Raw genomic sequence first — 14,718 nt, forward strand, 5'->3', positions numbered from 1 at the left:
AAGAATAGTAAGGCTTTCAATATTCCACTTACAGTAAATAAAAAGCCGGGAAAAATCCCGGCTTCCATATCATTTTTAATATATTATTAAACAGTTTCCAGAGCATGGTCTACAATAACTCTCCATCCGAAAGGATCTTCAGAAAGGTTATTTTGCAGGTCTACAAGATCTTTCTTAAGGATTGCAGCATAGCTTTCCTCATCAGATAATCTTGGAAGCTCCAGTTTTTCTCCCTGGTATCCTAAAGCCTGGAATTGAGTGGTAACAACCGCAGTTCCTACTCCCCATACTTCTTTAAGAGAACCGCTTTTTAAAGCTTCAATTACTGTTTTTACAGGAATTGGCTCTATTTTCACTTCGATTCCTCTTTTCTTAGCAAGCTGAATGAAACTGTCTCTTGTAACCCCATCAAGGATTTTCTCAGAAGTTGGCGGTGTATAAATAGTATCGTTGATTCTTACAAATACATTCATTGTACCACTTTCCTCGAAATATTCATGCGTCGCATCATCAGTCCAGATAATTTGCTCATAACCTTCTTCAATTGCTAATTGTGTAGGATAGAAAGAAGCTGCATAGTTTCCTGCTGCTTTAGCAGAACCTACACCACCGTTTGCTGCTCTTGAGTAGTGATCAGAAATTTTTACAGAAACAGGCTCCGAGTAATAGCTTTTTGCTGGAGTTGCAACAATTGCAAACATATATTTATTAGAAACTCTTGCTTTTAAAGCTTCTTCCGTAGCAAATATCAATGGTCTGATATACAAAGACATTCCTTCCCCCTGTGGAATCCAATCTCTGTCGATATCTACCAATGCTTTTAATCCGTCTAAAAACATTTCCTCAGTCACTTCAGGCATTGCAAGACGTTTTGCTGACTTATTGATACGTTCAAAATTCTTTTCAGGCCTGAAAAGGAAAACCTGCCCGTCTTTGTCTTTATAGGCTTTCATACCTTCAAAACAAGCTTGTCCATAGTTTACTCCCATCATGGCAGGTGTAAATGGTATTGGACCGTAAGGAACTAATTTTACATCACCCCATTTTCCGTTTTCGTACTCACATATAATCATATGATCAATGAAAGTACCACCAAATGAAAAATTGTTAGGGTCAAATGTAGAAATTCTGGAGTTTTCAGTTTTTTGAATTATCATTTTTTAAAATTTTTACGATGTTCTACAAATTTAACATAATTTTCTAAATATAAAAATTTTAGAGTAAATTTGACAAAAAAATAGCTTGAAAAGAGAAATTAAGACCACCAACGACGGAAGCAAAACACTGTTTATCAATGATTTAAATGAAAATTATCATTCTCATCACGGCGCACTTCAGGAAGCCGAACATGTGTTTATCAAAAACGGATTAAATCTAATAAATGATTGCGAAATTAATATTTTAGAACTCGGTTTTGGAACAGGTTTGAATGTTTTGGTAACAATTAATGAATATTTAAAAACTGACAAAAATCATGTCATTAATTATTTTTCGCTCGAAAAATACCCCATAAATGAATCCGAAGTGAACGATTTGGCCTATTTTGAACTCTTTGATAACCCTGAGTTTAAAAATATTTATCAGAAAATTCATCTGGCAGACTGGGAAAAATCAGTAGAAATCATTAGTGGTTTCAATTTAAAAAAGATAGAATGTGACTTTTTCGACCTGAAAGACATCGATCTGCCCAAAATCAACCTGGTTTATTTCGATTGTTTCGGGGCGAGAGTACAGCCGGATCTTTGGGAAAAGCCACTATTCGAACTGGTTTCTGACAAAATGGCCATTAACGGTTTATTAACCACCTACTCTTCAAAAGGAAGTGTAAGAAGAATCCTTCAGGAGCTTAATTTTCAGGTTGAAAAAAAACAAGGTCCCCCAGGAAAAAGAGAGATGATTAATGCAATTAAGATGTAAAAAGACAAAAAGATAAAAGGGCAAAGAGTAAGAAAGACAAATTGCAGATTAATCTCTGAATAATTCTTTTTAGCAATTTTACCTTTTTGTGATTTTGCCCCCATTCGCTTCATAAAAATTCCTTACCTTAGATACAAATATTATACATTATATATATGATAGATAAGATCAACATTAGAGTGTATGCATGTGCAGTAAAAGATAAACAGGTACTAACCTTATTTGAAGAATATGCCGGCGAACCTTTAATGAAATTTCCGGGTGGCGGATTGGAATATGGAGAAGGAGTTTTGGAATGTCTGCATCGAGAATTCGACGAGGAACTGAATGTGAAAATAGATGTCATAGAACATTTTTATACCCAAGAAAGTTTTCTGGTTTCCCGCTTCAGAGAGAACGAACAGCTTCTTACCATATATTATATAGTAGATATTGTGAATGAAGAAGACTTCCTAATTCTGGATCCATGCATCGAAAAAACTGAGTGGATCGATATTGACAGACCAGATAATCCCTTCCCTCTTCCTGTGGACAAGATTGTATTCGATAAGTTAAAACAAAAATTCCTGTAATATACTTACAGGAATTTTTCTTTATTTCTTTACTTTAAAATCATTCGCTCCCGGGTAAGGCTGAAGATACCCAGAGTTCCAGTTAGACTGCAGTAATGATTCTACAAATTCATCAGTTCTGTTTTCGTGAGGGTTATACTGGTCTTTCAGATCAATATCGGCCATTTTCCCTTTTACATTCCACCAGAAAGCACTCCATCCTCCTCTCAGTTCTTTAATAATCTCATATACATTCTTTCCGGTAGCCCTGTTCATAAGCTTTGCAAAAACCTGTCCTTCAGTAGTAGTAAGATCTCTTAACTGTTTTTCATATTGGTCGGCCAGCATATTCTGTCTTTCTCTTACGAATTTCCTTTTGGCTTTGCTGTCCATATCTGTCATATCTTTCTGAATATCCCTGTATTGCTGTAATGCCGTTACAAACAACGGATATACTCTGTACAGTTTTTTATTCAGGAAATAGTAGTAATTTTTATCCAATTGGTTATTGAATCTGGGTTTATTAACCAAAACCAACTCATCCAGTACAACTACCGGCTCCCCGTTGATTTCATAGATTTTAACCTTCTGTTGCTCGTCGTAATAATATTTATTGCCAAATTCATCCACTTTCAGAGAATCCGGCGGATATTGATTAAGTGGTTTTGCCACTATAGCATCTTTCTGACCAAAAACACTGACTCCAAAAAAGAAAACAAAAAGGCAGACAATCTTACTAAAATTCATTATTTTTACACTTATAAGAACAAAAATTAAACGCAAAAATCATTCCTTTTTATGAAATTTGAAAAGAAATCTTTGAAATTTTTAGAGAAATATTTAAATACATCATCTCCAACAGGTTACGAACACAAAGGACAGGAAGTCTGGATGGATTACATCAGACCGTATGTAGACAAAATAGAAGTGGACCATTATGGAACCTGTTACGGAATAATTAATCCGGAAGCAGAATTTAAAGTAGTGATTGAAGCCCATGCTGATGAAATTTCCTGGTATGTCAATTATATTACAGATGACGGATTGATCTATGTCATCAGAAACGGAGGTTCAGATCAGACTATCGCTCCATCTAAAGTTGTCCACATTCATGGAGAAAACGGAATCGTAAAAGGGGTTTTCGGATGGCCGGCCATTCACACCAGAACCAATCAGAATGAACCTACTCCAAAAATCGAAAATATTTTTATTGACTGTGGCGCCACTTCCAAAAAAGAGGTGGAAGAAATGGGAATCTTCGTAGGATGTATGATTACTTATCCTGATGAGTTCTTCGAAATGAATGACCGATATTTTGTCTGCAGAGCATTGGATAACAGAATTGGCGGATTTATGATTGCTGAAGTAGCCAGACTTTTAAAGGAGAATAAAAAATCAATCCCTTTTGGTCTTTATATCACCAATTCTGTACAGGAAGAGGTAGGTTTATATGGAGCAGATATGATTGCAGATACTATTAAACCTAATATTGCCATTGTTACAGATGTAACCCATGATACCACTACACCAATGATCGAAAAGAAAAAAGAAGGAGATCAGAAGTGTGGTGCAGGGCCTGTTGTATTCTTCGCACCAAGTGTTCATCATACAATCAGAGAGTTAATCATTGATACGGCAAAAACTAAAAAGATTCCTTTCCAGAGAGCTGCAGCAAGCAGAGCTACCGGAACTGATACAGATGCTTTTGCTCACTCTAACGGCGGTGTACCAAGTGCTTTAATTTCCTTACCTTTGCGCTATATGCATACAACAGTGGAAATGGTATCTAAGGAAGACGTAGGTAATGTAATCAAACTTATCTATGAAACTGTTCTTAAAATTAAGCCGGAAATGAAACTGAAGTATCATTAATTGAGATCTCAGATATAAGACAACAGACAGCAGACTCAAAAATTACGTCTTTAAAGATCTGACATCTAGCATCTTGTATCTAAATAAAAAGTATAAAAAGTAAAAATGAAAACGAAGCTTATTGCTCCATCCCTTTTATCTGCAGACTTTGGGAACCTGCAAAGAGACATTGAAATGCTGAATAGATCTCAGGCGGACTGGTTCCATATTGATGTAATGGACGGCAGATTTGTCCCTAACATTTCATTTGGTTTTCCTGTTATGAAAACTATTCAGCAGCATGCTAAAAAATTTGTAGATGTTCACCTGATGATCGTAGAGCCAGAGAAATATGTTGATGAATTCATCGATCACGGTGCTGATCTTGTTTCTGTACATTATGAAGCATGTACACACCTTCACAGAACCATCCATCATATTCAGAGCAAAGGAGCGAAAGCCGGAGTTGTATTAAATCCGTCCACTCCTGTTTTAATGCTTGAAGATATCATTGCTGATGTTGATCTGGTGCTGCTAATGAGTGTAAATCCGGGATTTGGAGGTCAGAAGTTTATTGAAAATACTTATAAAAAGATCGCCGAAACCAAAGATCTTATCTTAAGCAATAATTCTACAGCGCTGATTGAAATTGACGGTGGTGTAAACCTTGATAATGCTTCCAAACTTTTCGAGGCCGGGGCTGATGTTCTTGTTGCCGGAAATGCAGTTTTCTCAACTGAAGATCCGGAAAGAACCATCGAACTCCTAAAGATCTAAGAAAATATATCTTTATAACAAATAAGAGGCAGCCAATGGCTACCTCTTATTTCATTGAAATATGATTATTAGTTTACCTGCTGAAAATTAAAACTCAGATCACCGGCGTTATAATCCGAAGAAATATTAGTAGGAAATGTTTGCGCTGTACCGCTTAGCCATCGGTATTCCCAGAACTGAATATTCCCCGCCGCAACAGGATATGTTGCATTACTGTTATTGGATTTACTTTTCTTATACCAGTCATTGGAGTTCATCGTAATCATATATTTTTTATCTTTCTCCAAAGATAATTCTGAAATATTTTTTGTTATTAAAGTATTTGAAGCCGATACGTTCACGATTTCTGATCTCAATACTGTTTTCGTAGTATAATCCCAGATGGTAATTCTCAAATTAGGATTAGAATCCGGAATTTTAACAGTGATCGAATTGATTTTCCCTTTTACACTGGGAGAGAATACAAGACCAAATTCATAATCTCCAGAATTAACAAAATTGGTAACCGTAGTAAATCCTGTATTTTCATAATATTTAGCCAGCGGGTTTTCTTCCATATAGGTTACAGGAGGAGATACCTGCTCATCATCATCTTTACTACAGCTTGTTATGGAAAACATGCTAGTTAACAATAGTACTGGCACTAAGCTTTTAAGAGATAAAAATCTCAAATCTAAAAAATCTTCTAAATGTTTCATTGGTTTTAATTTTGATAGGACAAAGATTGAAATAAACCAGCAGAAAGATCACAGGAAAAACACTGTATTCAAAAGGTTATTATCCTTTTTTAGCATAAAAAAAAGACAGCACTTGGGGAGCTGTCTTTTCTCATCGGAAACTGAGTTGTCTTGGTTATTAATTCTTTTTCAACATTGGGAAAATGTTAAATTCTGTCTTGCTAACCACACAAATGTCTGAATAAAACCATATTCTATGCATCAGTAGAAATACTGAATTTGCTATTAAGTATTTACACCTACTCTACGCTTCTTTATTCCAGACACAGGCACAGACAACAGAGATGATCGAAATCACCGAGAAAATAGTTCTTATATTATTGAGAAAATTCCATCTGTTCTCAAAATTATCACGCATCTGCCTGGCAGTTTCCATAGTAGATTTTGAGATATCAAACTTATCAAGAGCATCATTCATGGGCACATTTCCTACTATCGTAACCCCGAAAACGCCAATCAGATAAGCAAGAGAAGCAAGCAGGAGAAAGAGAAAAACAGGTTGATGACCGCGGAAAAGAAAAGTTGACAAAGGAAGAAGAGCAGCCGTTCCCATAAAACTTATGAAAAATACAGGATTAAGGATTTCCCGGTTAATATTTTGCATTGCTTTCAGATATTCCATATCAGAGAGCTTTCCGAGTCCAAGAACTACAGAACAGGAATATGCATAAAAGAGCCCTCCTATTAATGCTGTGAGGACAGCGGCAATAATCAATACTAAAGTTGTCATTTTCATATAATTTGGTTGGTGGTTATGAGTATAAAATTAATAAGGATTCCATTTTTTAATGATATTCTGAGCCGTCAGTATCATTTCCGGTTCCCAGTTTTCTGTTTTAAAATAATGAAATTGCTGACCTTTTAGAATCGCTGGTCCTACACTGTCAAAAAGCAGCTTTGTAAGTCTGGATTGCTCTTCAAACAGCTCCATATTTTCAAGAGGTTCATCTGGCAGCTTAATCTCCTTTTTCGTCCAGTTTCCCATCTTTCCCACTTGAAGATCCGAAGCATCTATAATTGCTCTAACTTTATTAAAGTCAGTAAAAAAGCCTTCTTTTTCTGCTTCTGTTTTAATAGTGTTTCCAAGCCTTTCAATAATGACATATTCCAGATTTTTACATTGAGCCAAAACAGAAGGCAATATGGATAAAATCTCTTCAGGAATAAGATCATCATGAGTATCTCTTCTTACCATTCTTTTCCCATAAACACTCTTCTGCCAACTTCCTCCGGAAAGATGAATTTCTCTGACTTTATCCAAAGGGTAAGAGTTAATAAGCTCTTGCATCTCTACTTCAAAATTACAAGCCTGACAATAGAGATTATGAAGATCAAGAATCAGAAATCCGTCCGTATCCTCTATAAGCTGATCAAGAAATTCTCCCTGCTCTTTAACATCATCCGATGAAAATGAAAATGCAAGATTCTCAATTCCAACCGGAACATTAACAGCTTCCTGCAGCCTGTACAAACGATCTTTTCCTATCTGTAAAGTTTTAGGATGCAAAGACACCGGCAAAGGCACTCCCTGGTGAAAGTTTTCAGTATTCATGAAACCAAAATGCTCCGTGATATGATTATAGTTCCTTCTGAGAAACTCTTCTTTTAGTTTCTTCAACCAGACATTCTGCCTTTCCGTCCATCGGGCATCGAAAAGAGAATAATAAACACCATGCCCAATCAAACGGTTATTTTCAGCATAAAAATTCAGGAGATCATTAAGCCAATCAGGTTCTTTTACATTGTACAATGTATCGAAAGACCATTCCAGCACATCAACAGCATTATTCTGCATCAATGGAAGAATTGCAGAAACAAAATCTGCTTCTGCCATCATTGATAATCCTAACAGTGGCTTTCCCATTCTTTATCCCATTCCACAGGCCGGGCAGCCATAACCGCGAAGTACAAGAGTATCTTTCTTTACAATAGTTTTAGTTTTCCCCGGTTTCGGCTTTTCTGGTTCAGGATCTGCCGCTTTCTTAACTTTTTTTTCAGGCTTTTTATTTTTGGGCAGAGGTTTTGTGCTTTGTGCAGAAACTCCCGCCGTCAATAAACTGGCCATTAATAACGCTGGAATTTTCATAATCCTTTTTTTAAAGAATAAAATTTACAATAAACGTTCCAATATATATCATTCATTTTGAGAACCCTGACAAAAGATCAAAATCTATATTACTGAGCTTGAATAATTTATTACACCTATCATCAAAGTAAAAGTTTGTTTTATATTTCTCTAATCGTATCTTTTTAGATTCAAACTTAGATTCAATAATCTCAAATTCAAAATTCAGTTTTTTAAGATGATTCGCCAATTCTACAATAGACGTATTTTCATCAAGTATCATTTTAATATCATTAACTTCAAAAGTGTTTGGTGCAGCTATTTCATAACTAAAATCAAATTGAATTCCTCTTATAATATTGTCAATAACTATAATCTCAAAAAATAGGTCATCAATATACAACCCATATAAAGCCGGAATATCTCCATCCTGATGTGTAGTAATTTCTAAATTTGAAATATCTTTTAAATTATCTCCAATTGATATATTTGCTATTTTTCGTTCTAAAATTAATTCTGACAGGTTCATAATACAGTTTTTATGGTGAGAACAATATTTTCTTTTTTAAAACTCTTAAGCTTTTATTATAATAATACACTTATTTTATTTAACCCTTTAAAACTGTTTAAACAGACTTTTTATAAAAATACAATAATAATAGAGCTTTTAAGAATTTATTATCTGCAAATACTGTAAAACTTTTCTATACTCTGATATTCTTTATTTATATTTAGTTTTTAAATAAATATAAATATGAAATGCAGTCTGATTAAAGCCGTTTTCCTTGGATGGATATTATCTTCTCACAACATCAATGCTCAAAATCAACCTGTCGACAACAGCAAAAAAATGGAATGGTTTAAAAATGCCAAACTGGGTATTTTTATTCACTGGGGAATTTACTCGGTGGATGGTATTTCCGAGTCATGGTCATTTTTCAACAACTATATCAATTATGAAAATTATATGAAGCAGCTGAATGGTTTTTCAGCTTCAAAATATCAGCCGCAACAATGGGTTGAACTTATTAAAGAATCCGGTGCTAAATACGCTGTGATTACCACCAAACATCATGACGGTGTGGCACTATGGAATTCAATGGCAGAAAATGCGACAACAGTTCCTAAAAATTCTTTGGCAAGGAAAGATGTTTTAAGTCCTTTTATTGCCGGGCTTAAAAATTCAGGGTTAAAAACCGGGCTTTATTTTTCACTTCCGGACTGGAGTCATCCTTACTATGACATCAATACCCGCACAAAAAAGCGCTACGAAATAAAAGATGATCCGAAACGCTGGCAGAATTTCATCAATTATTATCAGACTCAGCTTAGTGAGCTTTCATCACAATATCATCCTGACCTTTTATGGTTTGATGGAAATTGGGAACATACTCCCGAAGAATGGAAAACTGTGCAAACTATGGATATTCTAAGGAAATATAATTCTGATATTATTATTAATTCCAGACTTAACGATCATGGCGATTATGATACTCCTGAACAGGGCATTCCTGTGATAGCCCCACAAAATCCTTACTGGGAACTCTGTTATACCATGAATGACTCCTGGGGATATCAGCCTTATGATAACAATTATAAGACACCCAATATGATGGTGAGAACTCTTGCAGACGTAATCAGTATGGGAGGAAATTTATTGCTTGATATAGGGCCAAGATCAGACGGAACCCTTCCTGAAAAACAGGTTGAAATCCTTAAAAACCTTGGGCGCTGGACTTCGAAAAATAAAAATGCAGTCTATGAAACAACCCGCGGAATTCCTTTCGAAAACTATAAAGGAAAATCTTCACTGTCAGAATCTAAAAAATCTGTATTTCTTTACCTTGAAGAAGCAAAGAATTTCACAAAAATCTATGGATTAGCAACAAAACCGACTTCAGTAAAAATTGTAGGAGACGGACAATCTGTCATCAATCTGGACTATAGTCTGGACAAAACTCTGACACTTAACTTTTCAAAGGTAAAATTTGACCAAGATGTCACTGTTGTAGAACTTGATTTTGAAACTCCACCAGTATTTCTCAAAAATTTTCAGAAAGAGAAGCACGTTCTTTCCGAAATATTGGAAAACAAAAACACTCCACTGGCAGTTTATGACCTCTCTAACACGCTACATAATGGCAATAACATGCTAACCAATGCAGGTTTAACTGGTGACGGACTTGACATGAAATTCAAAAAGACTCCTAAAACCAATCCAGCGACTCTGCAGTGGATCAGCAAACATGCTGAAGCATTTTTTGAAACACAAAAAGGATTACCAGATGGACATTATTCGGGAATAAGCGCTTTATCAAAGGACAAACAAACACTTTACCTCTTTGTAGAAGGAATTCCTACAGGTCCTGTTGCTTTAAAAGGGATCAAAAATGAAATTGCAAGAATAAGAATAGCAGGCGAAGGTACTTTACTTGATCATAAAATTTATAATAAACTTTATTGGAGTGATTGCCCCGGAATCATTTATATTGATATTCCTAAGGAGAAACTTGATCCGCAAATGACAGTCATTGCCATATTACTTAATAAGCCTGTTGAGCTTTACAAAGAAGAAATAGGAGCTATTGAGAATAATCTTTGATAGAAATTTAGACATACCCACTATAAAAAGCAAGATCCGGAGAAATTTCTCCGGATCTTTTATTTTGTAAGAAAATTTTCTTAGAAAATCTCTCTTCCTGAAAAATGGAATTGAGCTTCGATTAATGCGTTTTCGTCAGAATCTGAACCGTGAACTGCATTTTCACCGATGCTTCTTGCAAACATTTTTCTGATTGTACCTTCTGCTGCTTCTGCAGGATTAGTAGAACCGATTAATGTTCTGAAATCCTCAACTGCATTGTCTTTTTCTAAAACTGCAGCAACGATAGGACCAGAGCTCATGAATTCTACCAATTCACCATAAAATGGTCTTTCAGCGTGTACTTCATAGAATTTTTTTGCATCAGCAACTGTAAGCTGAGTTAATTTTAAAGCTTTGATTTTAAAACCTCCTTCAGCAATCTTACCCAATATAGCACCGATATGTCCGTCAGCAACTGCATCAGGCTTAATCATAGTGAATGTAATGTTAGACATAAATGTATATTTTTTTAATGGCGCAAAATTACAAAAAATATCTTTGATTTTTATTTTAATTTTTTTTTAACATAAAAATAACTTTTATTAAGAAATCGTGAACCAAACTTTGGCACAGTAATTGTTTATTCTATTGCGATTCTCATGTTTAATTTGAGTTTTCATGGTTATTAGTTTTTACCCAGCTTCGGCTGGGTTTTTTATTTATTAAAAATAAACACGTTTATTTAATAATTTCATAATTTTAAAAACCCCATAAAATCATATTAACAGAGGATTACGCTTATGATAATCAATAAGATAATTCTTATTCTCGTTTCCTGAATTTAAAATGTGACAAAGTGGAGTTATCAGACATAATTCACCTGTCATAAAGTAGAGTTATTTCAGATTATTTTTGTGCCAAAATGTAAAATTATATTTCAGGGTAATTTTTTTTGGAAAAAAATTATCATTAATTTTAATATTTACCACAAAAAAACTGCAGACTATTTAAGCTGCAGTTCTTATTTATATGATAATATCTGATTATTTTTGAGATGCTTCTTCTGCCTCTTCCATCAGTTTGATATAAGTAGCATAGCGGGAATGCTGGATTTCACCGGTTTCAAGGGCATTAATAACAGCGCATTTTGGTTCATTTACATGGAGACAGTTGTGAAACTTACATTCTTCTCTTTTTTTGAAAATCTCAGGAAAATAGTGCTGTACTTCTTCTTTTTCAATATCGATCATGGCAAATTCACGAACACCGGGAGTATCAATCACATTTCCGCCAAAATCCCAGAAGTGCATCTGAGCAAAAGTAGTTGTATGTTTTCCTTTTAAATGAGTATCTGAAATCTCAGAAGTCTTCAGATTTAATCCTGGCTGCAGGGCATTTACCAGTGTAGACTTTCCACAACCGGAATGACCGAAGAACACTGAAGTTTTATCTTTAAGAATTTCCTGAAGCTGATCCAGATTAAGCCTGGAGTAAGAGGAAATTTCCAATGTACCATAACCAATTTCCTGATAAAGAAACTCTATGTCTTTTACAATTTCAATTTCTTCTTCGTGTAATACATCAATTTTATTAAACAAAATCAATGGCGTAATATTATAAGCTTCACAACATGCCAGGAATCTGTCGAGGAATCCTAAAGATGTTTCAGGATGTTTTAGTGTAAAAATAAAACATGCCAGATCTATATTGGAAGCAATGATATGAGCTTCTTTTGAAAGATTTACAGATTTTCGGATCAGGTAATTGAAGCGCGGCTCTATTTTTGTGATCCAGGCAATATCATCCTGTTCCAGCTGAAACTCAACAAAATCTCCTACAGCAAGCGGATTGGTAAGTCTTGTTTTTATTAATTTGAATTTCCCCCTGATTCTGGCTTCGAAAATTTTATTTGTTTCCAACTCCAAAACCTGGTACCAGCTGCCTGTAGATTTAATGATTTTTCCTTTCATAGATAATACTGATGCAAATATAAGCAATTAGGGCTTAGGATTCAGGAATCAGGGCCAAAAACAATATTTCAGTTTTCCCGAATCCCGACACCTAAGCCCAGATTATTTTTTCAGACTTTAGCTGATAGGGTTAAAATTATTTCTCACCTCTCTAAATTCTGATTCATGTCAGCTCTTATAAGCTGCTTAATTTCTTATCGATCATAATATTATTCTGAACTTCAATAGACTCTTCGTGAATTGCCTTGAACACCTTTTCAATAAACTCTTGAGACATTCCGGTTTCTTTAGCTTTCTGAGTTGCGTATTCAGTAATCACTTTCCAACGTTCAGGCTGGAAGATCGCGATATCGTTTTCCTTTTTAAGTTTACCGATCTTTTCAGAAATTTTCATCCTTTGAGACAGAAGTTCAATCAACTGGAAGTCAAGATCTGAAATTAAAGTTCTGTGCCTTCCCATTTCTCCTTCAAAACCTGCAAGATTAGAATTTCTCACTTTCAAATTACCAATAAGTTCAGCAAGAACTTCTGGTGTAATTTGCTGAGAAGCATCACTCCACGCTTCATCAGGATTACAGTGTGACTCGATAATAGCTCCCTGGTATCCTACATTAAGAGCTTCTTGTGTAATATCTGCAAGACCAGTTCTGTTTCCGCAGATGTGAGAAGGGTCAATCAGCATTGGAATATTCGGGAACTGGCTTTTGAAATCAAGGGCGATCTGCCAGTTCGGGTTATTTCTGTATTTTGTTTTCTGGTAGGTAGAAAATCCTCTGTGGATTACTCCCAGGTTTTTAATATCCTGTCCTAGAAGTCTTTCCAGCGCTCCAATCCATAGTGCAAGATCCGGATTAACAGGGTTTTTAACGAATACAGGCTTATCTGTTCCTCTTAAAGCCATTGCAATTTCCTGTACCGTGAAAGGATTTACTGTAGAACGTGCACCAATCCAAAGAACGTCAACATCAGCTTCTAAAGCGGCAAATACGTGATGTGCGTTTGCAACTTCGGTAGCCGTTTTAAAACCATATTCTTCCTTTACTTTTTTTAGCCAGTTCAAACCGATCACTCCTACTCCCTCGAAACCATTTGGTTTGGTTCTGGGTTTCCAGATTCCTGCACGAAAAACCGATACATTAGCATTGGATTCTTTAATTCTTTTAGCTGTTTCAAGCATCTGAGCTTCACTTTCCGCACTGCATGGTCCTGCGATCATTAAGGGTTGTGTAAGCTCATTGATCCACTCATTTTTTAAATCATTTAAATTCATATTCTAAATTTTATTGTTTTTTTATTTTTTTAAAAGTTCACAGCAATAGCCCTTTGATTATAAAATTTACTTTATAATTCTTTTCAAAAAATGCCGTTCAAAATTGTTTAAAGGAATCAGGAAAATAAAAGGGCTCTACTTTTCCTGTATTTTTTGGAAAGAAATTCAGTTAGCAATACCAATAAAATCGGTAATACGTTCTAAAATTTCTATAATAAGAAACAGAAAAACTAAAATAACCGCTAAAAAAGTAATTAGCGGGTGCAAAAAAAGACAGATATGTATTTGATAATTTTTCCATTTTTCTTCTGGAAATGTCTTTGTTTTAGCGTTTCTGGTTGCAATTTGTTTTTGTCAAAAACTTATTTTTCACAAAAAACTTTGACAAATATATAAAAATTATGTCAAATCAAACTTCATTAAATCATCAAGATCTTTTAAAAGTGGATTTTTTTCGATGAATTTTTCGAATATCTTTCTTTTGGTAACGACCTCAATCTTCAGATTATCAACGTCTCTCACGTATTCTATCTCAATAATATGGTTCTGAACTTTTCTTTTAAAATGATTAAAAAATTCTCCACTTATTTTATCAAATTCTACTTTAGCAGAATCTGAAGGGAATAAAACTTTGATTTTACTCTCATCTGTTTTTTCCAGCTTAAAGGTTTTCACGGCGTTAAAAACAAAGTTGTTTTTGATCTGTAACTGCTTAAGCATAATTTTCCATTCCACCTGCAGATCTGTATCTGTAAAATGGTTTTGCGGAAGATTTTCGGTTTTAACAACTGTATTTTCTGCTGTTTCTACTTTATCTTCTTTATTCAAAAAGGAATTGATGCTAAAGCCGGATGATATTCCCGGTCTGGATAATGGCTTTGTAGTCTTCGTTACTACGGCCACAGCTTCCTGTACTTTTTCTGTTAGCGCAGGCTGTTCTGTTTTAACTTCTTTTTTCTCCTGAGCTTTTTCAGGAATTTTCACTTCCTGTTTCTC

The 14,718-nt window shown here is 34.9% G+C and carries 16 protein-coding genes; 5 read left to right on the top strand and 11 right to left on the bottom strand.

Annotated features, from left to right (window positions below; all coding sequences use genetic code 11):
* Positions 1 to 86: 86 nt before the first annotated feature.
* On the bottom strand, positions 87 to 1,157 hold the full coding sequence (locus F3J23_RS11730; RefSeq protein WP_167028779.1) for a branched-chain amino acid aminotransferase: 1,071 nt from the start codon (positions 1,155 to 1,157) through the stop codon (positions 87 to 89).
* A gap of 85 nt (positions 1,158 to 1,242) precedes the next feature.
* Here F3J23_RS11730 and mnmD point away from each other — a divergent pair, with 85 nt between their 5' ends.
* A complete protein-coding gene (mnmD, locus tag F3J23_RS11735; RefSeq protein WP_167028782.1) occupies positions 1,243 to 1,917 on the top strand; it encodes a tRNA (5-methylaminomethyl-2-thiouridine)(34)-methyltransferase MnmD in 675 nt (224 codons plus the stop codon).
* A 155-nt stretch (positions 1,918 to 2,072) separates the two neighbouring features.
* A complete protein-coding gene (locus tag F3J23_RS11740; protein WP_167028785.1) occupies positions 2,073 to 2,489 on the top strand; it encodes an NUDIX hydrolase in 417 nt (138 codons plus the stop codon).
* A gap of 21 nt (positions 2,490 to 2,510) precedes the next feature.
* On the opposite strand, the gene F3J23_RS11745 is transcribed toward F3J23_RS11740, so the two are convergent.
* The gene (locus F3J23_RS11745; protein WP_167028788.1) at positions 2,511 to 3,215 is read right to left on the bottom strand and encodes a DUF4294 domain-containing protein; all 705 of its coding nucleotides are present in this window, start codon (positions 3,213 to 3,215) and stop codon (positions 2,511 to 2,513) included.
* A gap of 51 nt (positions 3,216 to 3,266) precedes the next feature.
* On the opposite strand from F3J23_RS11745, the gene F3J23_RS11750 reads away from it, so the two are divergent.
* Both F3J23_RS11750 and rpe read left to right on the top strand, forming a co-directional pair.
* Positions 3,267 to 4,340 carry a M42 family peptidase gene (locus tag F3J23_RS11750; protein ID WP_062670358.1) on the top strand — a complete coding sequence of 358 codons (1,074 nt, stop codon included), beginning with the start codon at positions 3,267 to 3,269 and terminating at the stop codon, positions 4,338 to 4,340.
* A gap of 105 nt (positions 4,341 to 4,445) precedes the next feature.
* Positions 4,446 to 5,096, top strand: a complete 651-nt coding sequence (gene rpe, locus F3J23_RS11755) for a ribulose-phosphate 3-epimerase (RefSeq protein ID WP_167028791.1) — start codon at positions 4,446 to 4,448, stop codon at positions 5,094 to 5,096.
* Between the two features lie 68 nt (positions 5,097 to 5,164).
* Here the strand turns inward: rpe and F3J23_RS11760 are convergent, their stop codons facing one another.
* From F3J23_RS11760 to F3J23_RS11780, 5 genes are all read right to left on the bottom strand, one after another.
* Positions 5,165 to 5,716, bottom strand: a complete 552-nt coding sequence (locus tag F3J23_RS11760; protein WP_167028794.1) for a DUF4082 domain-containing protein — start codon at positions 5,714 to 5,716, stop codon at positions 5,165 to 5,167.
* Positions 5,717 to 6,077: 361 nt separating this feature from the next.
* Positions 6,078 to 6,563, bottom strand: a complete 486-nt coding sequence (locus F3J23_RS11765) for a DUF1772 domain-containing protein (protein WP_228455324.1) — start codon at positions 6,561 to 6,563, stop codon at positions 6,078 to 6,080.
* 36 nt (positions 6,564 to 6,599) lie between these two features.
* Entirely contained in the window at positions 6,600 to 7,697 is a 1,098-nt protein-coding gene (locus tag F3J23_RS11770) for a DUF692 family multinuclear iron-containing protein (protein WP_167028800.1), read from the bottom strand.
* Positions 7,698 to 7,700: 3 nt separating this feature from the next.
* Complete coding sequence (locus F3J23_RS11775; RefSeq protein WP_167028803.1) at positions 7,701 to 7,919, bottom strand: hypothetical protein; 219 nt, start codon at positions 7,917 to 7,919, stop codon at positions 7,701 to 7,703.
* Positions 7,920 to 7,971: 52 nt separating this feature from the next.
* The gene (locus F3J23_RS11780) at positions 7,972 to 8,427 is read right to left on the bottom strand and encodes a hypothetical protein (protein ID WP_167028806.1); all 456 of its coding nucleotides are present in this window, start codon (positions 8,425 to 8,427) and stop codon (positions 7,972 to 7,974) included.
* Positions 8,428 to 8,652: 225 nt separating this feature from the next.
* Here F3J23_RS11780 and F3J23_RS11785 point away from each other — a divergent pair, with 225 nt between their 5' ends.
* Positions 8,653 to 10,500, top strand: coding sequence for an alpha-L-fucosidase (locus F3J23_RS11785; RefSeq protein WP_167028809.1), 1,848 nt, complete (start codon positions 8,653 to 8,655; stop codon positions 10,498 to 10,500).
* 80 nt (positions 10,501 to 10,580) lie between these two features.
* Here F3J23_RS11785 and F3J23_RS11790 read toward each other — a convergent pair whose 3' ends face one another.
* The 4 genes from F3J23_RS11790 to F3J23_RS21635 form a co-directional block, all read right to left on the bottom strand.
* Positions 10,581 to 10,997, bottom strand: coding sequence for a nucleoside-diphosphate kinase (locus tag F3J23_RS11790; protein ID WP_034722935.1), 417 nt, complete (start codon positions 10,995 to 10,997; stop codon positions 10,581 to 10,583).
* 528 nt (positions 10,998 to 11,525) lie between these two features.
* A complete protein-coding gene (gene rsgA / locus F3J23_RS11795; RefSeq protein WP_167028812.1) occupies positions 11,526 to 12,452 on the bottom strand; it encodes a ribosome small subunit-dependent GTPase A in 927 nt (308 codons plus the stop codon).
* A gap of 175 nt (positions 12,453 to 12,627) precedes the next feature.
* Positions 12,628 to 13,722 (bottom strand): chorismate mutase, encoded by a 1,095-nt coding sequence (locus F3J23_RS11800; protein ID WP_167028815.1) that lies wholly within the window; start codon positions 13,720 to 13,722, stop codon positions 12,628 to 12,630.
* A gap of 399 nt (positions 13,723 to 14,121) precedes the next feature.
* Positions 14,122 to 14,706: a hypothetical protein gene (locus F3J23_RS21635; protein ID WP_228455325.1), complete on the bottom strand. Its 585-nt coding sequence runs from the start codon at positions 14,704 to 14,706 to the stop codon at positions 14,122 to 14,124.
* Positions 14,707 to 14,718 lie beyond the last annotated feature (12 nt).

The sequence above is a fragment of the Chryseobacterium sp. Tr-659 genome (assembly GCF_011752975.1).
Lineage (GTDB): Bacteria > Bacteroidota > Bacteroidia > Flavobacteriales > Weeksellaceae > Chryseobacterium.

What these genes read in the sequence shown, in the direction of transcription:
- F3J23_RS11730 (WP_167028779.1), bottom strand. Translation starts at nt 1,157, where the DNA reads ATGATAATTCAAAAAACTGAAAACTCCAGAATTTCTACATTTGACCCT.
- F3J23_RS11740 (WP_167028785.1), top strand. Translation starts at nt 2,073, where the DNA reads ATGATAGATAAGATCAACATTAGAGTGTATGCATGTGCAGTAAAAGAT.
- F3J23_RS11745 (WP_167028788.1), bottom strand. Translation starts at nt 3,215, where the DNA reads ATGAATTTTAGTAAGATTGTCTGCCTTTTTGTTTTCTTTTTTGGAGTC.
- F3J23_RS11750 (WP_062670358.1), top strand. Translation starts at nt 3,267, where the DNA reads ATGAAATTTGAAAAGAAATCTTTGAAATTTTTAGAGAAATATTTAAAT.
- rpe (WP_167028791.1), top strand. Translation starts at nt 4,446, where the DNA reads ATGAAAACGAAGCTTATTGCTCCATCCCTTTTATCTGCAGACTTTGGG.
- F3J23_RS11760 (WP_167028794.1), bottom strand. Translation starts at nt 5,716, where the DNA reads ATGTTTTCCATAACAAGCTGTAGTAAAGATGATGATGAGCAGGTATCT.
- F3J23_RS11765 (WP_228455324.1), bottom strand. Translation starts at nt 6,563, where the DNA reads ATGACAACTTTAGTATTGATTATTGCCGCTGTCCTCACAGCATTAATA.
- F3J23_RS11770 (WP_167028800.1), bottom strand. Translation starts at nt 7,697, where the DNA reads ATGGGAAAGCCACTGTTAGGATTATCAATGATGGCAGAAGCAGATTTT.
- F3J23_RS11775 (WP_167028803.1), bottom strand. Translation starts at nt 7,919, where the DNA reads ATGAAAATTCCAGCGTTATTAATGGCCAGTTTATTGACGGCGGGAGTT.
- F3J23_RS11780 (WP_167028806.1), bottom strand. Translation starts at nt 8,427, where the DNA reads ATGAACCTGTCAGAATTAATTTTAGAACGAAAAATAGCAAATATATCA.
- F3J23_RS11785 (WP_167028809.1), top strand. Translation starts at nt 8,653, where the DNA reads ATGAAATGCAGTCTGATTAAAGCCGTTTTCCTTGGATGGATATTATCT.
- F3J23_RS11790 (WP_034722935.1), bottom strand. Translation starts at nt 10,997, where the DNA reads ATGTCTAACATTACATTCACTATGATTAAGCCTGATGCAGTTGCTGAC.
- rsgA (WP_167028812.1), bottom strand. Translation starts at nt 12,452, where the DNA reads ATGAAAGGAAAAATCATTAAATCTACAGGCAGCTGGTACCAGGTTTTG.
- F3J23_RS11800 (WP_167028815.1), bottom strand. Translation starts at nt 13,722, where the DNA reads ATGAATTTAAATGATTTAAAAAATGAGTGGATCAATGAGCTTACACAA.